The organism is Coleofasciculus sp. (assembly GCF_046565525.1).
Taxonomy (GTDB): Bacteria; Cyanobacteriota; Cyanobacteriia; order Cyanobacteriales; family Coleofasciculaceae; genus Coleofasciculus.
Genome location: NZ_JBKHUP010000117.1, coordinates 1 through 21,169, shown reverse-complemented (window position 1 = coordinate 21,169; position 21,169 = coordinate 1). Strand labels below are relative to the sequence as shown.

Genomic DNA, 21,169 nt, shown 5'->3' with positions numbered 1-21,169 from the left:
TATATTATATTACTTAAGGGGATTATTGCGGGATAAATCCCGCTGTCTTTACGACTTGCTCGGTTTCATCCCCCGACGCTCAGTACGGGGGCTTTCACCATCGCTCATGCTGTAAACCCGAATAGTCTAGGTTTTTGGACATCTTAACGGTTCGGTAGGGGCAATTCCTGGATTGCCCCTATTTCAGTGCATTCTCAGAAAACCTAATCAATAGACAAGGTGTTCCTGTCTCTCTTTCGCCGTCATGTAGGAAGGCAAGGACTGGGTTCAAGCTCAAGACAGTTTAATGCGATTGTATACATAGTATACACTTAGATTAGACTGGTCAATAAACAAGGCAATGTATGTCTCAAACTGAAGTTGTCACCGTCCGATTAACACCAGAGGTTAAGGCAAAACTCAATGCCCTAGCTTTGAGTACAAAACGCAGCAAATCCTGGCTGGCGGCAGAGGCAATTGCTTTATATGTGGAGCAGCAAAGCTGGCAGATTCAGATGATTGAAGAAGCTGTTACCCTTGCCGATAGCCCACAAGCTGAGTGGGTTGAGGGTGATGATGTGGAAGCTTGGCTTTCTTCCTGGGGGATGGAGGATGAAAAACCCGCCCCATGCAGTTAGTTTTCCTTTCCCTTGCTGTCCAGGATTTGGCAAGCATCCGCTCGTATATTGCTAAGAATAACCCGCAGGCGGCACGACAAGTTGCTACTCGTCTGAAACAGAGTATTTATAGATTAGCGTCTATGCCCAACCTGGGTAAGCCGGGGCGGGTGTTTGGTATCAGGGAGCTAGTAACGCCTTTAATTGGCAAGACGGCTTATGTGGTTGTGTATCGAGTGAAGGAGAATCGCCTGGAAATTCTGCGGATTCTGCCAGGAATGCGAGACATTGACAGTATTCTACGGGATACGCCTCTTGAGGAGGATTCAACAACCCTAACCTAGCTATCGCTCTTTGGTTAGGGATTGCCGGACAAACGGCAATTAAACGTTGAATACCGCATAGAGTCTCGGTTTGGTACAGACCTCTGGATGTTTCCCTAGTCCAGACAGGAAGTTACCCTACTCTGAAAGATGCCACCGTCAAGCCAGATTTGAAAACCGAAGACAGGGTAAATTGCCGCCTTCGATTCGAGCTAATAAGCAGCTAGAGTTACGGGTAGTCAAAGAGTTGTTTAAACTGTTTCCGATTAGTGCCATTCACTACGAGTTAGTCATGGCTGACGTTGACAGAACCAGTGGGCGTAAGTCGGCAAAGTCTGGGATCGGGTTCTCTCCAGTCATGGTGGGTCAGCGACAAATGCTGACTTGGTTGTCTGAACTAGCCCCTGTTAGAATTCACAAGGGATGGCAGAGGGACGGTAACGGAACTAGCCAACTCAGAAAATGGTTAGAACTGCCCAAGGACAAAAAAGACAAAGCCAATCAGACACCAGCCACACACGCTGTTGACGGTGTAACCTTGGCGGCGTTTGAGTTCACCCAATGGCGAGAATGGCACTCTAATCAGGCTAAATATGGCAACTGGTGTGGTGATGTTCAGATTACACCTGCACCGTTTGCAATAGTCCGTAGACCACCAATTAGCCGTAGACAATTACATCTGTGTGTCCCATCTAAAGGTGATGTACGACGCAAATATGGTGGTACAGTTACCCGCCATGGCTTCAGAAAGGGAGACAAGGTTGTAGCTGAAAAAGCAGGAAAGGTTTACATAGGCTGGTGTTCTGGAGACACCGAGAAACAAGTTTCTGTTTCCGATAAAAACTGGAAGCGACTAGGGCAGTTTACCGCCAAAAAAGTCCAGTTGTTGCAGCGAAGCACGGGGTTAATTGTCGTGCCTTCAACTGGATTGTCAAATCTTGCCACATCGAGTAGCAAGATTTGACCTCTATCCCTCTCCGGCTTGCTTCGCTCTTATCCGGAGTCTCACGAGGTATACGATGAAGAATCAGAGCGGATACCTTCGCCAACTTCAATGAACAAAACACCTCGTCAGTTTTCCCAATCCCGCATCGTGAGTCGGGATAAGCGCAGTCGGTTTGATATCGCTAGAAAAGGAATATCCCACAGCCATTGGCGTGATCCTTACCATTTACTGTTGACGCTGGATTGGTCTTGGTTCTTCGTGCTGATTGGGGGGGGTTATATACTCATTAATGTTGTATTTGCTGTTTTGTATTTGGCAGGCGGTGATTGCATAGAAAATGCCCGTCCGGGTTCGTTCTGGGACGCTTTTTTCTTCAGTGTTCAAACCATGGCATCGATTGGCTACGGTGCGATGTATCCCCGCCCAGACTGTACCTACACAAATATCTTAGTCACCATTGAATCCCTAACTGGTTTAATGGGACTCACCACGGCGACAGGATTAATGTTTGCCCGTTTTTCTCGTCCTACCGCCAGAGTTCTGTTCAGTCGTGTGGCGGTTATTACTGTTCACAATGGTGTGCCGACGTTAATGTTTCGGATGGCGAATGAACGCTATAACCAAATTCTGGAAGCGCAGTTAACGGTGAGTTTGCTGCGTAATGAGATCACAGCAGAAGGGGAATTTATGCGTCGGTTTTATGACCTAAAATTGGTTCGTAGTCAGACGCCTATTTTTACATTAACTTGGACGGCGATGCATCCTATTGATCAGAGTAGTTCTTTGTTTGGGATGACGCCAGAGTCCCTAGCTGAAGCCGAGGTGGAAATTGTGGTAACGTTTACGGGGTTAGATGAAACTGTTTCCCAAACTATTCATGCCCGTCACTCGTATATTGCTGAGGAAATTATCTGGAATCAGCGGTTTGTGGATATCTTATCAAGAAGTCGAGATGGACGGCGAATTATTGACTATCGCCGCTTTCATGATGTAATACCACACCCGTAGGGGCGCAAGGCTGAATAATACTCAGATAGCTCGTCAATTTTAGTTTATAGTTGAGAAATTACATCCCAAATACGGTTGATGAGTACATTCCGCGTTGGTATTGCAGGACCAGTGGGTTCCGGAAAAACCGCTTTATTGGATGCTTTGTGTAAGGCGATGCGGGCATCCTATCAAATTGCTGTTGTCACCAATGACATTTACACCCAGGAAGATGCTCAGTTTTTGGTAAACTCTCAAGCATTAGAGCGCGATCGCATCCGGGGTGTGGAAACGGGAGGTTGCCCACATACGGCGATTCGAGAGGATGCCTCCCTGAATTTAGCAGCAATTGAAGAGTTAGAACAAAAGTTCACCCCATTAGATTTAGTCTTCTTAGAAAGTGGGGGAGATAACCTAGCCGCCACCTTCAGCCCGGAACTCGTGGATTTGACTATTTACGTGATAGATGTCGCCGCCGGTGACAAGATTCCCCGCAAAGGTGGACCCGGAATTACCAAATCGGATTTGCTAGTAATTAATAAAATAGATTTAGCGCCAATGGTTGGGGCTGATTTGGGCGTGATGGAACGAGATGCCAAAAAGATGCGAGGCGATAAGCCATTTGTATTTACGAATTTAAAGACTCAAAACGGATTGACAACCGTTATTGATTTTATCAAGCTCCAGATGGGGGTGACTTGACAAATTCTGTTTAATTTGCCAACAAATCCGGTGAGAGAGCCGGAGACAAAAACATTCAGTAGTTAGCCTGATCCTACCCTTATCTACCGCCTATTAACGGTGAGCAATTATACCTGATTAGATTTTATGTAGGGTGGGCAAGACTGATCCAGGATAGAATCAGCTTTTCCTAGTTAATTTGGCTCTGCCGCTACCATACCACAGGAGGCAGAGCCTACTCAAGAGCCTTCCTAACCAGAGGCGAGAAAAGTGGTCTTAGAATTAAACGGATTTACTTTTCTAAAGGTTCACCAGCCTCCTTCCAGCCATTAATACTGGGAGGAAAACTACGAACATTCGTGTAACCTAACAACCGCAATGCTGTCATGCCAATTGCCGTGCGATGCCCACTAGAACAGTATAAAACAACAGGTTTATCCGTGGGAATTTTATCTAAATTTTTAGTGAGCGATCGCACAGGAACATTAATAGCGCCAGGAATGTGTCCTGAAGCATATTCTGACGGTTCTCGCACATCAACCAACACTACATTATTTGGCTTTTTGAGCTGGTTTTTCAACTGCTTTACCCGCCTCACTGTGTAGTAATCTCGCGGTAGCGAATTCAGCAACTGATCCACTGCTGTATATACTTCTGCGCTAGGTGGACTCGTCACCTTAGATTCTACGGCAGCTAGAGCAGATTTAGGGAAGAATACACCACTGAATAGGGTTAAAACCAGTAACAATACCAGGAGCAGTCCTGATATCATTTTTTTGCTTTTCATCATTATTTTTCCTTGATAGAGTTGTTTATTCATTGTTGGTATGAAAAAATTATCCTCAGCAACACATCCCCTTAAATGGTAGGCTTTAAGGCAAGATTAAACCTAACCAAATTAGATGACTTTGGCACAATTACTGCTTTGATTATTCTCCCTACTCATCTCATATTTCATAACCCATTCACTCCTGCCGCTAAACAGAAAGCGCTCGATTTTTCTCCCAGGGGCGGGGACCCGATTCCCGACGAATATCTCGCCAAATCTGAGTCGCTGCTAAAGCACCATCTCCAGCCGCTACAACCACTTGATTTAACCCCACCTTCAAGTCTCCAATCGCAAAAATTCGCGGGTGAGACGTCCGCCCCATTTTATCGCTAATCAGATTACTACCCTTGACATCCAAATTGAATCCTTTGAGATAAGTATTATGATAGCGTGACCCCAGAGAAATCAATCCAGTTTCTAAGGGAATAGTTGACCCATCCACCAACTCAACTCCCGTCATCTGGTGATTTTCACCCAGAAATTTCTTAATCGGGATTTCCACCAAACGATAACCATGGTTTTGCAGTTGGGAACGCATTGAGTCACTCACCTTAAACAGTCCATGGGTGAACACGGTGATATAAGGTGTAAACCAACTGAGATTAAACACCATTTCTTCAATACTGGCTTCACTACCCGCAAAGAAACCACATTGTTTATCTGTCATTTCGTAGCCATCACAAACCATACAGACATGCAAGTTATATCCTGCATAATCAAAGACATTTTGCATATCCTCCAAAAGGGGTAAATTGTCGATAATGCCACTCGCCGCAATTAAGTATTTCGAGTATAAGACGGGGTAAATACTATTTTTACGACCCACTTTCACCCGCACGGCAAACCTATCTCCCTCATCCACCACTTCCTCAACATAACCATTCAGCATATCGCCGTTTAAAGATGTATAATGCTGTTTCCCTTGTTGCAGCAGGACACGACCCGGAGTATCCGGTGGTAAGCCTAAATAATTGTGCAATTCCTGCATCCAGAATGAGCGAGCTTTGCCTTTATCAATAATTAAGCTTGAAAGGCGAAATCGTTGCAGATAGACTCTCTTCCATGGATATCCTCCGATTTGTGTAAAAAAGATTTACGACTTGTTATCTAGCTTAATAACTATCTTACTATTTAGTCAAGTAATAATTTTTGGGGAGAGATGATCTGCTTCAGGTGTGGGTAATTTTTTCGTAGTACCCTCGTTCCTAGGCTCTGCCTAGGAATGCTCCTTTTGAGGCTCTGCCTCCCCTGAAAACGAGTGCGAGGGTTGTGGCTTAAGTTGACACGGATGGCAAGGGGGTGATTCCTACACACTTCCTACAGGTGTTTCGTTGTGGGGCATGGCTGAGTTCATATAGATTGTAAATATAGTTACAAAGTTGTATAGTTTTAATAAACCGTGGTGTAATCATGGCTCATATTGTGGTAATCGGTGCGGGTATTGGCGGACTACCCACCGCTTACGAACTGCGGCATCTCCTGCCTCACGTCCACCGAATTACGTTGATTTGTGACAAACCTCAATTTACGTTTATTCCTTCTCTTCCTTGGGTTGCATTCAATTTGACTCCACTCCAGCGAATTCAAGTAGATATTGCTTCTGTGGTAAAATCCCGTCAAATTGAGTTTGTTCAAGGTAAGGTAACCGATCTTGACCCCCACGCTCAATGGTTAAGGGTGGGAGACAGGTCCATTGATTATGACTATGTAGTGATTGCTACCGGGGCAGAATTAGCGCTAGATACCATACCAGGATTAGGACCCGATCGCGGTTACACCCAATCGGTGTGCAATCCTCACCATGCTTTGATGGCAAAACAAGCGTGGGCAAAATTTCTGGAAAATCCCGGACCCTTGGTTGTGGGGGCGGTTCCAGGTGCGAGTTGTATGGGACCGGCTTATGAGTTTGCCCTATTAGCCGATTGGATATTGCGGCGACAGGGATTGCGAGAACAAGTACCGATTACGTTTGTTACCCCAGAACCCTATGCGGGTCATTTGGGAATTGGGGGTATGGCACATTCGGCGGAGTTGGTAACTGAATTAATGCGTCAACGGCAGATTGAGGTGATTGAGAATGCTGAAATTACTGCCATTCATCCGCAGCAGATCACTTTGGCAGAAGGTCATACGCTACCATTCCACTATGCCATGCTGCTACCGCCGTTCCGGGGACCGGGCTTTGTCCGAGATGTTCCTGGGTTGAGTGATGAGAAGGGTTTTCTACCTGTATTACCAACATATCAGCATCCCTCATTTCCCTCTATCTATAGTGCGGGGGTGGTGGTGCAGTTATCGCCACCAGAAAAGACTCCTTTGCCTATCGGTGTGCCAAAAACGGGGCAAATGGCGGAGGCGATGGGTATGGCGGTGGCGCACAACATTGCTAGAGAGTTGGGTGTGATTCAAGCTGCACCGATGACGCCAACTTTGGCAGCAATTTGTATGGCGGATTTTGGTGATACGGGAATTGTATTCTTAGCTGATCCCGTTTTACCTGATCCGAAAACGGGTCAACGGCGACGTGCGATCGCAAAACGGGGTCGTTGGGTAAGCTGGTTGAAGATTGCCTTTGAGCGATTTTTCTTGACCAAGATGCGATGGGGGTTATCTGTACCTTGGTTTGAGCGTTGGGGTCTGCGTTTATTGGGTTTGTCGCTAGTGGAACCAATTCCAGTATCAAAGGATTATCCAATTGAGTCAAGTCTACAGACGAGATAAGCGATTCAAGCGGATATTCGTTTCAACTTACATCCTGCATCATCCTCAATCAGCCGATTGGATGTAAGGGAGGTAAAATTTATACAACTTGAAACGCTTGTGGTATCGTTAGTTGAGTTATTCTTACCCATCTTACGGTCACTTGAGGTTGATCAAGAGTGCTGCAAGATCTCAATTTTAATAGGCTGACCATACTACCCAACTCCAAACCTGAACCCTATAGTGCCACTGTCACTAAAATAGTAATCATGTACTACAGAAACATAGACTTCGACTATAATACTAAGTATGTATGTTTGCTTTAAGATTGTTTTAGTTTGCGGGTCTAGGCTATGATCGATTGTCTCAATGCAGCTCGCTACTTCATTGTCAGAGCATACGAGGACGGTATAGAAGCTGAAATGACCAATATGAAGGTTCAAAAGCTTCTGTATTATGCACAAAGTCTACATTTAGCCTTGTACGATGAGCCATTGTTTGATGAGGAAATCCAAGCATGGCGGTACGGTCCTGTTTGTCCTCCTGCTTATAGATTTTATAGTAAATTTGAAGCTGAACAATTACCCATTCCTACCCAAGAATTCTTGTTACAGATACCTGATGACAAGCAAGAGCTATTAAAAGAAACGTGGGAATATTTCGGTAGCTATCATGCCTATCGACTGAGTGGCATGACTCACTTCGAGTTTCCTTGGCGCAAAGCTCGCAGGGGATTACCACCTGAAGCAAGTTCAACTGAACCCATTCTGCGAGAGGATATGAAAGAACTCGGTCATCAAAAGCTCGATGTCATAGAACGTGACAATCCTGCGTATGAGTCGGTAATGTCCAAAATTCTGACGGATGTTCAGACTTCACAATGCCCAAATCGCATTCAGAAAGGAGAAGTGCGTGACTGGCTCAAGTCAATTCTTGATTGAAGAATCCGATAATTTCAAACGTTCTTTCAAGAAACTTGTCAAAGTTCATGGCGCTAGTTTTGTTGAGCTTGTCGCCGACATCTTAGAAGATTTAACTGAAGATCAGTATCCCAGAAACTCCCGAAATGAACCGTTGCCGGGAAAGATTAAATTAACAGAAGGATGGACATTTCACAAGTTAGAGTTTAGGATTTCCAAAGGGGCTTCCGGACAAATCAGATTGATGTATTTAGTCAATACGACTACCTGCATAGTCAAACCTGTTTGGATTTATAGTCATGAGCAGTTTACCAAACGTCCTGGCGACCGAGATATACAAAGTGTTATTAAGGAAATTCTAGACTGTTAACTTTTGAATATTCTTCTGCTTTTTTCTTTACTTCGCCATTAATTCCATTTTAGCAGGGCTTTGTATCTCAATTCTGTGCTGATTAGGTGACTATTGAGGCATAAAACCTAGGTAGAGCTAGCATGGGAGTCCTTGAAACTAACCATTTTGCAGAGTAAGTCCGGAAAAGTCAGGCTCAAGCTATACTAAAATAGAAATTTTAACAACTAAGAGACGGTAAGTGCAATGGTTCAAAAAATTGCCTTCTTTAATCACAAAGGTGGAGTCAGTAAGACTACAACCACATTCAATCTTGGTTGGATGCTTGCCTCAAAGGGAAAAACAGTAATTCTTGTAGATACCGACCCCCAGTGCAACCTAACGGGTATGGCTTTAGGGCAAGGAACAGAGAGCGACGAGGAAAGAATTGAGGCGATTTACAATACCCATTCAAATATTAGAACAGGGCTAGCACCAGCTTTTGAGTCACAGCCAAGGGCTATTGAGGCAGTAGACTGCATTCCCATTGAGGGACAAGAGCGACTGTTTTTACTACCTGGTCATGTGGGTTTTGCGGAATATGAAGTCTCATTGGGAATTGCTCAAGAGCTAAGTGGCTCAATTCAGGTTCTCAAAAACTTACCCGGCTCTATTACAGATTTATTGGAGAAAACGGCTAAAAAGTTTAGTGCAGATTATATTTTGATTGATATGAGTCCAAGCTTAGGATCAATCAATCAAAATTTACTAATGACCAGTGACTTTTTTATCGTGCCTACTACTGCCGATTTCTTTTCTGTAATGGCAATTGATTCGTTAGCTAAAGTTCTACCCAAATGGTACACATGGGCTAAACAAGCAAGTACACTTCCTGTGTTGAAAGAAGCCTCCTATCCATTTCCTGACATTACACTACGCTTTTTAGGTACTATTGTTCAAAATTTTCGGATCATTCGCGGCAAGGAAACGGCTGCTTTTGAAAAATGGATTCAGAAAATTGAGCAAGATGTTTCCTCTAAGTTGATTCCAATTTTACGTAAAAATAGTATGTTACTTCCCGATCAATTCTATGCTGAACATGGAATCATTGACAGTTTTTGCTTAACAAAAATTTCCAACTTTAATAGTCTCATTGCTCTTTCTCAGGAGCATCAAACTCCAATCTATGCCCTTACTGCTCAACAGTTAAACCAAACAGGAATAGTGCTAAAAAACAACCAAGCAAAACAAGATGATTTTAAACAAACATTTGCTGAATTGGCAGATAAGATTATAGGACTAACTTCTCCTTCCTATGCAGTCAGCGCTTGATCAATTCCGAATCAGCATTGCTCGTGTTCGAGATCTGATTTCTATTCACAACTCTGTTAAAGCCCAATCCACTCCCGCCCTAGATTTGTCAGATATTTTGAGGGCTGCTCTGGTTCTAGCTGTGAGCGCCTTGGATTACTATGTCCATGAAGTTGTAACACTAGGAATGCTAGAGATTCACAGGGGTCAGCGTTCTGAACCTAATCCTCCAAACAACAGTTCTCAATCTGCATTTTCTCGTTTTCAAGTTTCCCTAGGTGGCGCACGACAAGAACGATTGATAGCGATGGATATTGTATCCTGGTTAGAGAATGAAATCCAACAAAGTCAAGGTTCCTCATTTTTGCAGCAATCTCACACAGTCTCGGCTTTGCTCCCAGTTATATCAAATGGCGTTTTGAACAGACTGAACAATGCCTCTTGGCTAGAAGATGAAGTCCGAGAACGTCTTAGCTATCAAAGCTTTCAGCAACCTGAAAAAATAGCCGATGCCATTCGACTAATTTCAGATAAGAAATTGTGGGAAGAGGTTGCTCAGACGTTGAGCAGATCCGCCAAAGATCTTAAACAACAACTGAGTGCAATAGTTGATCGTAGAAACAAAATTGCTCATGAAGCTGATATAGATCCTACATATAATATTGGCAGCCGCTGGAACATTGATGAAAGTCTCGTTAGCGATGCAGTTAAGTTTGTTGAGCAGGTTGTTGAGACTATTCACCAAATCCTTTAAGTTATGTTCGTATAGCAATCTTATTTAGGTTGTGGCAATTTTTAAACCTGAAATCCTTGCTATAGCTGGGTTTCAAGCCTCTCGCTTGTTCCATTCTATTTAGGGCTTGCTATAGCATTGAAGTAATTGGCAAAGCGGTTAAACAACTACTTGATACACTACGTTATACCAAATCAGGGTTAGCTACCCCCGTTATAACGAAGTCCGCCTACGCGGACTTTGTTTGTGTAGCAGCGATTTCAATCGCCGTGGCAAAAGGGGGTAATAAAGGCGGATTTGGTATCAGAACTATACCACAATTGAATGCCGTGCGATCGCGGGAATGGATGACCGCTTAATCCATAATTATTTTGGCGTTGATTACGATATTGTGTGGGATGTTGTCACCAACAAAATTCCTAAGTTGGATACTGAAATCTGAAAAATTATCGAGCAGGAGTATTTATAGTTTGGCAAAATGAAACGTGAAATCTTCTTATTGTCGGTGGATCATTTACTCCCCTTGACTATCATCCTGATTCGGCTCCGGTAGGAATTCAGGATTCATGATTTGTTCTGGAGTGTAAGGACATGCTTCGGGAAAAAGCTTTTCACCTAACTGAGTCTCACGAATGGCTAACGCTAAACCCAGTTCGTAAGCCGTCAGGAATACCTCTTCTAGATAGGGGTTCAAACTGGGGCTATCCTGCAACAACAGCTTGATTTGAATGCGTTGCTCTCGAATTGTACCTAACCAGCTATTGCTGCGCTTTGCGGGTTGAAACTGCCATTTCAGCAGGTGTCCGAATAACAATCCTAGCCGATTCCTCAGTTCTTTTCTTTCTTGGCGACCCAAGGTTTCAATTTCCTCAATTAGGTTGAGCCTGTCTAATTGATCCCAATGCTGATCTTTGAGCAGCGTCACCTGCTCTTGAGTCCAAGCATAAAAATCTGTTTCATAGAGTTCAGATCTGTCCATTTTTATCAAGGATTGTAAAGTTCTACCAAACCTGCGATCGCTCTGTGCTAGTCCTCCCTCTCATGTAGCACATCCTCAACCAGACAAATAAACAATTATAGAGACGTTGCATGCAACGTCTCTACAATCTAAATGATATGATCTTTGAGTGAAAGGCTAATCTAGGCGGGAGCCACCTGAACAATCAGCGATCGCTTATCAAAAGACTGGACTTTCCCCGCTTCGCCGAGATCCGCAATCACACGCTCTAGCAATTCGTTTGCGCGATCGCGATGCTGATGTTCTCGACCTCTCAGACGCACCTGAAACTTAACTAAATTCCCTTTATCCAACCAGTCGAGCGCTCTTTTGATGCGTAAGCCGTAATCGGATTCACCAACATTCGGACGCAATTTCACTTCCTTAAGCGTTGGTTTAGAACTTTGGCGTTGACGCTTTTTCTGCTGGTACTGATGTTTCCCGTAGTCCAAAACCTTCGCCACGGGACCGTCTTTAGTTTCAGAGACGACTACTAAATCAAGTCCTGCATCCTTAGCGACTTGTAGAGCCTCACGGGTATCAGTCAAACCACGATTGTTATTTTCATGGTCAATCAACAAAACCTGAGGTGATCTGATTTTGTGGTTCATCAGTTGTTTCTGTTTCTTAGCGATAAGACTTTCCTCCTAAGTTCAATAGAATCTCCTACGGGCTAACTTCTACCAGGGTAACCCAATCCTGATCACCTCACATCCCGCTAAGGTTTGACAAAGGTGATGGTCGATTAGACATCAGCATTGATACTCCCCCGGTTAAAACGGGGGGGCTTTTTTCGCAAGAGCGTTACCCACACGGTAACACTAATTTAGGATGGAACAATCTGAAGCACCAGCGCCCGTCGATCAAAAGACTGAACTTTGCCAACTTCACCCAGATCAGTCACCACCCGCTCCAGCAGTTCTGTGGCGCGATCGCGATGTTGATGTTCCCGACCCCGCAGACGCACCTGAAACTTCACGGAATCCCCTTTTTTCAACCACTCAACAGCTCTGTTGATGCGTAAGCTGTAATCGGACTCGCCCACATTTGGACGCAGTTTCACTTCCTTGAGCGTTGGCTTGGAACTCTGGCGCTGGCGTTTCTTCTGTTGGTACTGATGCTTACCGTAGTCCAATATTTTTGCCACGGGAGCCTCTTTACGCTCAGAGACTACCACCAAATCCAGACCTACATCTTTAGCCAGTTGTAAAGCCTCACGAGTATCGATCAAACCGCGATTGTTATTCTCGTGATCAATCAACAGAACCTGAGGAGACTTGATTTGACGGTTGATTCGTTGCTTGTCTTTGTTAGTTATAATACCTTCCTCCTACAACTCCATTGGCGGCTAGCTAACTCCTCTTTTAGGATAGCGCAACCCAAACCAACTCACACCATGTTCGGTGGTGTAGTTCGTCTATCATATTGGAGTGGCAAACTCTCGCAACTGAGTAGCGGACAACCCAGAAAACATCTCCTCGCAACCGATGTGAGGAATCCTCGTCTAATACAGGAGGAAAAATTATGACCACTCAATCAACCGCCACATTCACCTCCGTCTATGGTCCAGTGACATCTTGGCGCTACGGGCGATCGCTGGGTATTGATCCCATTGGACTCCAATCAACTTGCTCATTTAACTGCGTCTATTGTCAGCTAGGGGAAATTCAAGTCCGCACCAGCCAACGTCAAGTTTTTGTCCCTACCGCAAAAATTATCCAAGATTTACAAGCTTTTGCCCCTTGGGATGTAGATGTGGTAACCCTCAGTGGTAATGGTGAACCAACTCTAGCCCTCAACCTGGCTGAGATTATTTCTCAGGTTAAGGAAATTACTCACAAACCTGTCTTGGTCTTGACAAATGGCACACTTTTAGGTAATCCAGACGTGCAGGCGGCGTTATCTTTAGCGGATAAAGTCTCAGTTAAACTAGATGCTGTGAATCAAGATCAACTACGGCGTGTCAATCGTCCTGTCATGGAACTCGATTGGCTCAAAATCTGGACAGGTATCCAGGAATTTCGTCAGGGGTATCCAGGACATATAGGAATACAAACAATGCTGTTAACCCCACCGAATCAGCCCAGTCAAGAAACTTACGTGCAGTTAGTGCGAGTACTACATCCCGATGAAATTCAACTCAACACCCCCACCCGTCCTAAACCCTTGACTCATCAACTCGATGGACGTGGTAATCATACCCCCACTGAATCACGTTCCTATCCTGTACAACAACTCAAGCGAGTTAGTGGGGATGTCTTACAAGCCTTTGCCACTAAAATACAGGACGAAACCAATATCCCCGTTCGATGCGCTCCCCGTTAAAAGAGTTTTGAGTGTGTAGGGGCGGGTTTCACTATTATCGTTTCTGACCTCACAAGAGATGCAACTAAACCCGCCCCGATTGAGTTAAAGCGTTGTGGAAATCTTTGACAAAGGACAAAAGACCAATGACCAGTGACAAAGAACGAATCACCAATGATATTCCCCCTGGATATCTAAATATTATGGGATACGTTGACGAGTCAGAAGTGAATGGTCCTGGCTGTCGCGCTGTTGTTTGGGTGCAAGGGTGTAACCGAGAATGTCCTAGCTGTTTCAATCCAGCATCCTGGTCATTTGAAATTAATCAGTTAATCGCTGTTGATGAATTAGCGGATAAAATTTTATCCAATCGCCGTAATCAAGGAGTCACCTTTTCTGGTGGAGAACCTTTTTGGCAAGCGCCAGCCCTAGCGCAGTTAGCTAAGAAACTCAAAGCGGCGGGGTTAAATGTTATGTCATTTAGTGGATTTACTTTAGGAGAACTGCAATCACCTGATGCACCTCCAGGCGCACAAGAGTTATTACGACAACTCGATATTTTAGTCGATGGTCCCTTTGTCGAATCCTTAGCGATTAATTCCCCCGATTCACCCGTCTCATCTCGAAATCAGCGTGTCCGTGTATTTAATCCCGCATTAAAAGACCAAATTACTTGGGCTTCTGATCAAATGGAGATTCATATCCTCAAAGATGGTAGCCGCATTGTTACAGGATTTCGAGGTCAGATGAATTTGAGCGAAGGCTAGATGTCATTTGTCATAACGGAAGATTAAGGATTTTGAAACCCGCGTCGGCGGGTTTTGTTTGTGTAGCTGCGGTTTTAACCGCCAAGCCAATTTGGTATCATTCAGTAATTTTCCCATTTTCCTATCTTTTGATGTAAAGATATATTAATAATACACCAAAAAAAATTAATTCAAAAGTTCAATTTATTGAATTATAAATAATCTCTTGAGTAGATAAAAATTTTACTATTTTAAATCCTTGAACTTGCACCCCATTGAAATCAAGTGTCGAGGTCAAGGAGAATTATAGACTGAGTTAATTTACCTATTATTTTCAATAAATTTTGAGGAAGGATTAACCTGAACTTTAGGAAACGGAGTCTTTTGTAAAGCTTTGTCTAAAACTTACCTCAAATAGTCACTTCAGCTCCGATTCCTCTAGACAAATATGCGAAAGTAAGTTAGTCTGTATGACAGATTGTCTAACGTGTAAGACAATATCTAAAAGCTCAACTCTTAGCCGATCAGGAGTGACCAGTCGCAGACCAACCAACTGCACATCTTATTCTCCCCGAAAAGAGTTGACCCACGTAGGGACTTCTACCACTCGCGATTGACTAATTTTGAATCTCTAAAGTTTTGGAGGCACAACGAAGGACTCCAAGCTTAATTGTAGGGATGCAGGGTATTCATGCATCAGACCAGCATCTACTATACCAGGTCTGACATCGCTCAAAACGCTGTAGTGATTGCACCATTGTTTAGATCCCTGCTAGAGAAATTCCCCGATCTTTTGACAGTTGGCAAAGGTAGTCTTTTTGAGACGAAAAAACTTTGTGTAACTAGGGTTTCAAGGTGATGTTCCCTTCAAAAGCGGCTGAAGTCTAACGCGGGTATAAAACACCGACACTATTAGACATTTCCTGCTTTTGTTAATCCCTTAGTCATAGCAAGAAACCGATGACGGCTAGACAAATTCCCTCTGTAATCTCAACTCCAACGCTCTCTTCCCTAGAGCAAGTTCGGTCTCTTAGAACCTTGCAGCGATTTCAGTTTAGTGGCGAACTGGTGTTGAACGATCCAAAGGGACACCAATGGATCTTTTTTTTGTACCTGGGCGGTATCCTTTATGCCACAGGAGGAGTTCATCCTGTGAGACGGTGGCAACGCAATTTAGCCATTCACTGCCCTCAAATTTTGACTCATCCTGATACAATTCGGCGTGATTTAGCCAGTATTAATTCCAAAACATGCTGGGACTATCAGCTATTGTCTCTATGGGTCAAGCAGCGACGAATCACTCCAGAACAAGCTGCCAACATGATTCGTGCTGTGCTTACTGAGGTTGTGTTCGAGCTCGTGCAAGCGAAGCAAGTAACCCATCAAATCCAGCATAATTATTCGTTACCCACGAAACTGGTTTTGATTGAAATTGATCAAGCGATCGCACAGGTACAATCTTTGTGGCAGACTTGGCAGAATGCCCAGCTTGCGGATTATTCTCCTAATCAAGCCCCGGTGATCAAACAACCGGAACAGTTACGCAAAAACCGTTCCGTCGAGGTTTACCAAACATTAACTAACCTACTCGACGGACAACATACATTGCGTGACTTAGCGGTAAAACAGCGTCGGCATGTTGTGGACATTGCCCAAGCGTTAATCCCTTACTTGGAATTAGGCTGGGTAGAACTAAGTAACATTCCCGATTTAACAGCACCCACCCCCAATACGGCAAGGCATAGAGAAAATGTTGGTGCTGACAAGCAGGAGAGAACAGAAAAAGGTAGAGACGTGCCACGCCACGTCTTGCCACGACACCTCGCAGAGCCAGGGAAAGAGAAGGTTAAAGCTTATCCCACGGGTATTGCCCCCACCTCGGGGAAAGCCAACGTGCCGACAACCCCACTCAAAAGTGCAAACGTAGATGCAACTAAATCCCTGGTTGCTTGTGTAGATGACAGTCGTTGGGTGATTCACACCATGGAAAAAGTAATCGGGGCGGCAGGTTACCGATTTATTGGTGTGGAAAATGCCCTGCGAGCCATTCCAACTCTTTTGGCACGAAAACCGGATCTAATCTTTTTAGACTTGGTGATGCCAAATGTAAATGGATATGAGCTTTGCACTCAATTACGCAAACTGTCCTGTTTCCAAAAAACGCCGATTGTTTTTTTAACCGGAAAAGATGGGGCAGCGGATCGACTTCACGCTAAGTTTGTTGGTGCATCGGATTTCTTGAGCAAACCTTTAAGTTCTAGAGATCTGCTCACTGTACTCCACAAGCATATTAAACAGGGTGTTTATTGATTGTTGCTTGTTCATCGTTCAGGGTTAGTAATGCGATGAATTGACGTGAATCTGATACTAACTATCATTGACCAATTTCTTTTGTATTCATTAGGTAATTACCATGGGAACAGCTCTAGTTGTTGAAGATTCCTCAACGGATATGCAAATTATCACCAGTTGCTTACAGCAAGGTGGGATCAATGTCTTGGTCGCTCATAGTGGCGAAGAGGCTCTGACTAAAATTAGCAAACAAAAACCGGATGTGATTATTTTAGACATCGTGCTACCGGGTCGCAGTGGTTTTGAAGTTTGTCGCGAATTAAAAGCAGCGGCTGAAACCAGCAATATTCCTGTCGTTATTTGTTCGACAAAAGGAGGTGAAATGGATAAGTTTTGGGGAATGAAACAGGGAGCAGATGCTTACCTAGCTAAACCCGTTGATCAAAATGAACTCGTCCGCACTGTTAAACAGCTCATTCGCACCTAATTAAAGTGTTCGTAGTCAGCACGAAGCGTGCTGGTAAGTCAAGCATAAGGCACTTTAGTGCCTACTACAAACACTAAAGTGCCTACTACAAACAAAACGGTTCCTGACCATGTCTGACACTTTATCAACCCAAAACCTCTTCTCATCGTCCATGCAGATCCAGCTGCGATCGCCTGGGTCTGTAGCGAGTGAAAAAGAACAGTTTTTGCGGTTTCATCTGCTACCGGATACAACCGCTTTGTTGTCCGTTCGTCAGTTAACTGAGGTGTTGAATATTCCCATGGGTCAGATTGTACCCATCCCTCATACACCCCCTTGGGTTATGGGTGTTTATAACTGGCGGGGTGAGATTCTTTGGATGGTGGATATCGGACATTTAGTCGGACTCACGCCGTGGTATCAGCAGATAACCGGTGCTTCAAATTACACGGCAATTGTGTTAAATACTCCTTCCCCGTCACAAACCTCTACCCAAGTCAAAAGTCAGATACTAGGACTTGTGGTAAACCGTGTCGAAGATATGGAGTGGTGCAACCCCGATGGGATTCAATCCCCACCCTCTGCTCCCGTTACTCCCGAACTTGCTCCATTTTTGCGGGGATATTGGGTGAAATCCACGGGTGAGATGTTAGCCGTTCTCGATGGTACAGCCATTACCGAAGCGATGCCCAAAACTCAGTAGATTTTGTCATCTGCATTACTTGCTATTCGAGAAGCATGTTTTAACTACGATTGGCGTCTATCAAAAATCTCTCGAAAGCAGCCAATTGAAGACGGCTGACAACTATCGCCAAAAAAATTCTGCTTAATTTCATAACCTATCCGGTATTGCTTAACCAAACGCAAGGCTTTCCTTTGGCTTGCGGATCAGTTGAGTACTATCCTTTCTACCCTATTGATGTTCAACGATGAGGTTCATATCATGACTCAAACATCACCCAACACAAATTCCGCGAAGAATAACGGTGCTATTTCCAAACTGACATCCAGTGATGATGGCGCAGCACTCATGGAGTATCCCCTTTCTGATCGCAGCCTCTCGACTCCAATCCCAAACGCTCTCAAACGACTAGAACCTGATGGGGGAGGCTACAAGACAAAGAATCAAACTATTCCCAAACAACTGTCATCAACCTCTTGGTGGCAACGGCTGAATCTGCGAAATAAAGCCACGGCTCTGGCAATCCTTATTGGTACTATTCCCGTACTGGTGACTGGAATCACTGCCTACTATTTTGCTGACCGAGCGGTTGTTCGAGGAATTGCCGACGCTAAAATCGCCCGGGCTGAAGGTATTGAAGATAAGGTGATTCGCTTCATGCGGGAACGTTACGGGGATATTCAGGTTCTGGCAAATCTGAATATTCTCACTGATCCCAAACTGGTTGAATCAACAACCCTGGCTCAAAAACAAGCCACTCTCGACAACTACATCGATTTCTACAAAATCTATGACAGCATTGCCGTGTTTGATCTCCAGGGTAATGTGATTGTACAGTCTCAGGGAGAGCCTGTAGGTAACCACAGCGATCGCGATTACTTTCAAGCCGCCCTCAAGCTCGATCAACCCTATATTGGCAACCCCACGATCTCTGACAGCAGTGGCAAATTCGCGATCCACATTGCTTCACCCATTAAAGATCTCACAGGTAAGACCATTGGCGTGATTCGCTCTCGTATGCCTGTGGAAGCCCTTGATGATTTGATTGCCAACTTCGGCGCTGGCGGTGACCAATACTATTTAATGGACTTGTCTGGAGGCGGTGCCGAAATTTTCGTATCGAACCAGCCGCAGAAGCGAGATAAGGAAGCGTCAGAAGTGTTTGCTCACTTTGAGCAACTGAAAACCGCCGGTAAACCAGCAAGTGAGGTGACAACTGACACGATTGATAACACTCAAGGTTTGTTAGCTTATGCTCCCTTACAAACACTTGAAGGTGTACAAGACTTACCCTGGAGTGCGGCTGTAGCTACGCCAACCAAGATTGCGTTTGAACCGCAGCGACAGTTACTTCTCGCTCTAGCCAGTGGTACAGCGCTCACCGCTTTGCTGGTGTCAGCAGTAGCCGCTGCCATTGCCAACCGCGCTACAACCCCAATTGTGAGTGCCGCCGACGCGGTAACCAAAATTGGTCAGGGAGACTTGGATACCCGTATAAACGTGGCTGGGGAAGACGAACTGGCTGTCTTGGGTAAAAACATCAACGACATGGCTCAACAGCTCGGAACTTTGGTGCAGCAACAAACCTTGGCAGCAGAAAGGGCAAACTTATTGGCAGAAATTACCAGTGTCCGTTCCTTTGACGCCCAAGCGATCCAAGATATCTTTGATATCGCGGTGATTAATGCTCGCAAAATCTTTAAAGCGGATCGGGTCATTGTTTATCGTCTCAACTCTGACGGCAGTGGCGATGCTGTGGCTGAATCGGTGACGCCCGGTCAGTTTCATGCGTTTAATAGCAATATCAAACATCCCCCCCTGTCGCCAAAACAGCTTGCCACTCACAGCGATGACGGTATTGTGGCAATCACCAATATTACCGCCGCTGGGTTATCGGCTGAACAGTTAAAGTTTATGGAACATCTAGAAGTCAAGTCTACCCTAGATGTTTTACTGCTCTCTCAAGGTCAACCCTTTGCCTTGCTCAGCGTTCACCACTGCAAGAACTCCCACCCATGGCAGCCAGAGGAAATCGATTTCCTCCAGCGCTTAGCCGACCAAATGCGACTGTCTCTTGACCGACTTACTCTACTTGACCAAACGCGAAACCTGGCGGAAGAACAGCGTCAATTGAAAGAAGGTTTGCAACACCGAGCCTTGGAACTGCTCAAGGAAGTAGACCCGATTAGTAAAGGTGACCTAACCATTCGCGCACGAGTCACGGAAGATGAAATTGGTACGATCGCGGACTCCTATAATGCTACCGTTGCTAACCTGCGGAAAATCGTTAACCAGGTGCAAGCGGCGGCGGGTCAAGTGGCTGAAACCACGAGCTTTAATGAAGTTGCGGTTCAATCCTTGGCAGAAGAAGCGCTGCACCAAGCCGAAGAAATTTCCGTCGCTCTTGACCGCGCCCAGGAAATGGCTCAGTCGGTGCGAATGGTCGCGAATAACGCTGAACAAGCCTTAACTGCTGTGCAAGAAGCGTCTCAAATGGTACAAGAAGGAGACGTGGCGATGAACCGTACTGTAGACGGGATTCTCGCTATCCGCGAAACCGTAGCAGAAACGGCGAAAAAAGTCAAACACTTGGGTGAATCCTCACAAAAGATTTCCACCGTCGTTAACCTGATTAGCACCTTTGCCGCCCAAACCAACTTGCTGGCGCTCAACGCCTCCATTGAGGCAGCCCGCGCCGGGGAAGAAGGACGAGGGTTTGCGGTGGTTGCCGACGAGGTGCGATCGCTGGCACAACAGTCAGCCGATGCGACGAGTGAAATTGAAAAGCTTGTGGCGGCGATTCAAGCGGAAACTAACGAGGTGGTAACTGCAATGGAAGCAGGTACAGAACAGGTAGTTATGGGTACAAAACTTGTAGATGAAACCCGCGCCTCCCTGAACCAAATTACCACCGTATCCGCCAAGATTAGTAAACTCGTTGAAGCCATTACAGATGCCACATTAATTCAGACACAAGCCGCTGAATCTGTAACTGAAACCATGACAAAAGTAGCAAACATTGCTGCACACACATCCACAGGAGCCAGTGACGTATCTTACTCATTTGAACAACTCCGACAAGTCGCGCAAGCGTTACAAGAAGAAGTGGGTCAGTTTAAATTGAGTTAGTCATTTTTCATTCGTCATTTGTCGATTGGATTTAGGGTGGTCGCCAATCAATCCCGATATTCGCGACGTTTCGTTTCGTTTCGTTTCGTTTCGTTTCGTAACGTAGGGGCGAAGCATTCGCGCCTAGATTGATCGGTTTCCTGTCAAAATTACAACGCGAATGCTTCGCCCAACACACCGTTCACAAATAACCAATAAA

The 21,169-nt window shown here is 44.9% G+C and carries 19 protein-coding genes and 3 pseudogenes; 17 read left to right on the top strand and 5 right to left on the bottom strand.

Features of this window, described 5'->3' with window-relative positions:
• The first annotated feature begins 344 nt into the window (after positions 1-344).
• The 5 genes and pseudogenes from ACLGGO_RS29640 to ureG all read left to right on the top strand — a co-directional run bounded on the left by ACLGGO_RS29640 (position 345) and on the right by ureG (position 3,554).
• The gene (locus tag ACLGGO_RS29640; protein WP_446421995.1) at positions 345-617 is read left to right on the top strand and encodes a CopG family ribbon-helix-helix protein; all 273 of its coding nucleotides are present in this window, start codon (positions 345-347) and stop codon (positions 615-617) included.
• The gene (locus ACLGGO_RS29635; RefSeq protein WP_446338091.1) at positions 608-940 is read left to right on the top strand and encodes a type II toxin-antitoxin system RelE/ParE family toxin; all 333 of its coding nucleotides are present in this window, start codon (positions 608-610) and stop codon (positions 938-940) included. The genes ACLGGO_RS29640 and ACLGGO_RS29635 overlap by 10 nt, the downstream gene beginning before the upstream one ends.
• A 103-nt stretch (positions 941-1,043) precedes the next feature.
• Positions 1,044-1,883: pseudogene (locus ACLGGO_RS29630) on the top strand (RRXRR domain-containing protein); the annotation flags it as partial.
• Between the two features lie 90 nt (positions 1,884-1,973).
• Positions 1,974-2,873 (top strand): ion channel, encoded by a 900-nt coding sequence (locus ACLGGO_RS29625; protein ID WP_446421994.1) that lies wholly within the window; start codon positions 1,974-1,976, stop codon positions 2,871-2,873.
• Between the two features lie 78 nt (positions 2,874-2,951).
• On the top strand, positions 2,952-3,554 hold the full coding sequence (ureG, locus tag ACLGGO_RS29620; RefSeq protein WP_446421993.1) for an urease accessory protein UreG: 603 nt from the start codon (positions 2,952-2,954) through the stop codon (positions 3,552-3,554).
• Between the two features lie 271 nt (positions 3,555-3,825).
• On the opposite strand, the gene ACLGGO_RS29615 is transcribed toward ureG, so the two are convergent.
• Both ACLGGO_RS29615 and ACLGGO_RS29610 read right to left on the bottom strand, forming a co-directional pair.
• Positions 3,826-4,353 carry a rhodanese-like domain-containing protein gene (locus ACLGGO_RS29615; protein WP_446421992.1) on the bottom strand — a complete coding sequence of 176 codons (528 nt, stop codon included), beginning with the start codon at positions 4,351-4,353 and terminating at the stop codon, positions 3,826-3,828.
• Positions 4,354-4,510: 157 nt separating this feature from the next.
• A pseudogene (locus ACLGGO_RS29610) lies at positions 4,511-5,416 on the bottom strand (NAD(P)/FAD-dependent oxidoreductase); the annotation flags it as partial.
• A 356-nt stretch (positions 5,417-5,772) separates the two neighbouring features.
• Between ACLGGO_RS29610 and ACLGGO_RS29605 the strand changes: the two are divergent.
• The 6 genes and pseudogenes from ACLGGO_RS29605 to ACLGGO_RS29580 form a co-directional block, all read left to right on the top strand.
• A complete protein-coding gene (locus ACLGGO_RS29605) occupies positions 5,773-7,083 on the top strand; it encodes an NAD(P)/FAD-dependent oxidoreductase (RefSeq protein WP_446421991.1) in 1,311 nt (436 codons plus the stop codon).
• Between the two features lie 332 nt (positions 7,084-7,415).
• Positions 7,416-8,003, top strand: coding sequence for a Panacea domain-containing protein (locus ACLGGO_RS29600; protein ID WP_446358658.1), 588 nt, complete (start codon positions 7,416-7,418; stop codon positions 8,001-8,003).
• Positions 7,975-8,352 carry a hypothetical protein gene (locus tag ACLGGO_RS29595; protein WP_446421990.1) on the top strand — a complete coding sequence of 126 codons (378 nt, stop codon included), beginning with the start codon at positions 7,975-7,977 and terminating at the stop codon, positions 8,350-8,352. Before ACLGGO_RS29600 ends, ACLGGO_RS29595 begins: the two co-directional genes overlap by 29 nt.
• A gap of 225 nt (positions 8,353-8,577) precedes the next feature.
• The gene (locus ACLGGO_RS29590) at positions 8,578-9,642 is read left to right on the top strand and encodes a ParA family protein (protein WP_446421989.1); all 1,065 of its coding nucleotides are present in this window, start codon (positions 8,578-8,580) and stop codon (positions 9,640-9,642) included.
• Positions 9,626-10,375: a HEPN domain-containing protein gene (locus tag ACLGGO_RS29585; RefSeq protein WP_446421988.1), complete on the top strand. Its 750-nt coding sequence runs from the start codon at positions 9,626-9,628 to the stop codon at positions 10,373-10,375. Before ACLGGO_RS29590 ends, ACLGGO_RS29585 begins: the two co-directional genes overlap by 17 nt.
• A 286-nt stretch (positions 10,376-10,661) precedes the next feature.
• Positions 10,662-10,796 (top strand): annotated as a pseudogene (locus tag ACLGGO_RS29580) (HepT-like ribonuclease domain-containing protein); the annotation flags it as partial.
• A 72-nt stretch (positions 10,797-10,868) separates the two neighbouring features.
• Here ACLGGO_RS29580 and ACLGGO_RS29575 read toward each other — a convergent pair.
• The 3 genes from ACLGGO_RS29575 to infC (ACLGGO_RS29565) form a co-directional block, all read right to left on the bottom strand.
• Positions 10,869-11,333 carry a DUF29 domain-containing protein gene (locus tag ACLGGO_RS29575; RefSeq protein ID WP_446421987.1) on the bottom strand — a complete coding sequence of 155 codons (465 nt, stop codon included), beginning with the start codon at positions 11,331-11,333 and terminating at the stop codon, positions 10,869-10,871.
• Positions 11,334-11,494: 161 nt separating this feature from the next.
• Entirely contained in the window at positions 11,495-11,986 is a 492-nt protein-coding gene (infC, locus tag ACLGGO_RS29570; RefSeq protein WP_446338059.1) for a translation initiation factor IF-3, read from the bottom strand.
• A gap of 191 nt (positions 11,987-12,177) precedes the next feature.
• Positions 12,178-12,669: a translation initiation factor IF-3 gene (gene infC / locus ACLGGO_RS29565; RefSeq protein WP_446358692.1), complete on the bottom strand. Its 492-nt coding sequence runs from the start codon at positions 12,667-12,669 to the stop codon at positions 12,178-12,180.
• Between the two features lie 206 nt (positions 12,670-12,875).
• Here infC (ACLGGO_RS29565) and ACLGGO_RS29560 point away from each other — a divergent pair, with 206 nt between their 5' ends.
• From ACLGGO_RS29560 to ACLGGO_RS29535, 6 genes are all read left to right on the top strand, one after another.
• Entirely contained in the window at positions 12,876-13,676 is an 801-nt protein-coding gene (locus tag ACLGGO_RS29560; protein ID WP_446421986.1) for a radical SAM protein, read from the top strand.
• 125 nt (positions 13,677-13,801) lie between these two features.
• Positions 13,802-14,422, top strand: a complete 621-nt coding sequence (locus tag ACLGGO_RS29555) for a 4Fe-4S single cluster domain-containing protein (RefSeq protein ID WP_446421985.1) — start codon at positions 13,802-13,804, stop codon at positions 14,420-14,422.
• A gap of 939 nt (positions 14,423-15,361) precedes the next feature.
• Positions 15,362-16,711 (top strand): response regulator, encoded by a 1,350-nt coding sequence (locus tag ACLGGO_RS29550; RefSeq protein ID WP_446421984.1) that lies wholly within the window; start codon positions 15,362-15,364, stop codon positions 16,709-16,711.
• A gap of 103 nt (positions 16,712-16,814) precedes the next feature.
• A complete protein-coding gene (locus ACLGGO_RS29545; protein ID WP_446338054.1) occupies positions 16,815-17,180 on the top strand; it encodes a response regulator transcription factor in 366 nt (121 codons plus the stop codon).
• Positions 17,181-17,289: 109 nt separating this feature from the next.
• Entirely contained in the window at positions 17,290-17,862 is a 573-nt protein-coding gene (locus tag ACLGGO_RS29540; RefSeq protein ID WP_446421983.1) for a chemotaxis protein CheW, read from the top strand.
• A gap of 240 nt (positions 17,863-18,102) precedes the next feature.
• Entirely contained in the window at positions 18,103-20,970 is a 2,868-nt protein-coding gene (locus ACLGGO_RS29535) for a methyl-accepting chemotaxis protein (RefSeq protein WP_446421982.1), read from the top strand.
• Positions 20,971-21,169 lie beyond the last annotated feature (199 nt).

Excerpts from the sequence above, each read along its gene's own strand:
- ACLGGO_RS29640 (WP_446421995.1), top strand. The coding sequence starts at position 345 with ATGTCTCAAACTGAAGTTGTCACCGTCCGATTAACACCAGAGGTTAAG.
- ACLGGO_RS29635 (WP_446338091.1), top strand. The coding sequence starts at position 608 with ATGCAGTTAGTTTTCCTTTCCCTTGCTGTCCAGGATTTGGCAAGCATC.
- ACLGGO_RS29625 (WP_446421994.1), top strand. The coding sequence starts at position 1,974 with ATGAACAAAACACCTCGTCAGTTTTCCCAATCCCGCATCGTGAGTCGG.
- ureG (WP_446421993.1), top strand. The coding sequence starts at position 2,952 with ATGAGTACATTCCGCGTTGGTATTGCAGGACCAGTGGGTTCCGGAAAA.
- ACLGGO_RS29615 (WP_446421992.1), bottom strand. The coding sequence starts at position 4,353 with ATGAATAAACAACTCTATCAAGGAAAAATAATGATGAAAAGCAAAAAA.
- ACLGGO_RS29605 (WP_446421991.1), top strand. The coding sequence starts at position 5,773 with ATGGCTCATATTGTGGTAATCGGTGCGGGTATTGGCGGACTACCCACC.
- ACLGGO_RS29600 (WP_446358658.1), top strand. The coding sequence starts at position 7,416 with ATGATCGATTGTCTCAATGCAGCTCGCTACTTCATTGTCAGAGCATAC.
- ACLGGO_RS29590 (WP_446421989.1), top strand. The coding sequence starts at position 8,578 with ATGGTTCAAAAAATTGCCTTCTTTAATCACAAAGGTGGAGTCAGTAAG.
- ACLGGO_RS29585 (WP_446421988.1), top strand. The coding sequence starts at position 9,626 with ATGCAGTCAGCGCTTGATCAATTCCGAATCAGCATTGCTCGTGTTCGA.
- ACLGGO_RS29575 (WP_446421987.1), bottom strand. The coding sequence starts at position 11,333 with ATGGACAGATCTGAACTCTATGAAACAGATTTTTATGCTTGGACTCAA.
- ACLGGO_RS29560 (WP_446421986.1), top strand. The coding sequence starts at position 12,876 with ATGACCACTCAATCAACCGCCACATTCACCTCCGTCTATGGTCCAGTG.
- ACLGGO_RS29555 (WP_446421985.1), top strand. The coding sequence starts at position 13,802 with ATGACCAGTGACAAAGAACGAATCACCAATGATATTCCCCCTGGATAT.
- ACLGGO_RS29550 (WP_446421984.1), top strand. The coding sequence starts at position 15,362 with ATGACGGCTAGACAAATTCCCTCTGTAATCTCAACTCCAACGCTCTCT.
- ACLGGO_RS29545 (WP_446338054.1), top strand. The coding sequence starts at position 16,815 with ATGGGAACAGCTCTAGTTGTTGAAGATTCCTCAACGGATATGCAAATT.
- ACLGGO_RS29540 (WP_446421983.1), top strand. The coding sequence starts at position 17,290 with ATGTCTGACACTTTATCAACCCAAAACCTCTTCTCATCGTCCATGCAG.
- ACLGGO_RS29535 (WP_446421982.1), top strand. The coding sequence starts at position 18,103 with ATGACTCAAACATCACCCAACACAAATTCCGCGAAGAATAACGGTGCT.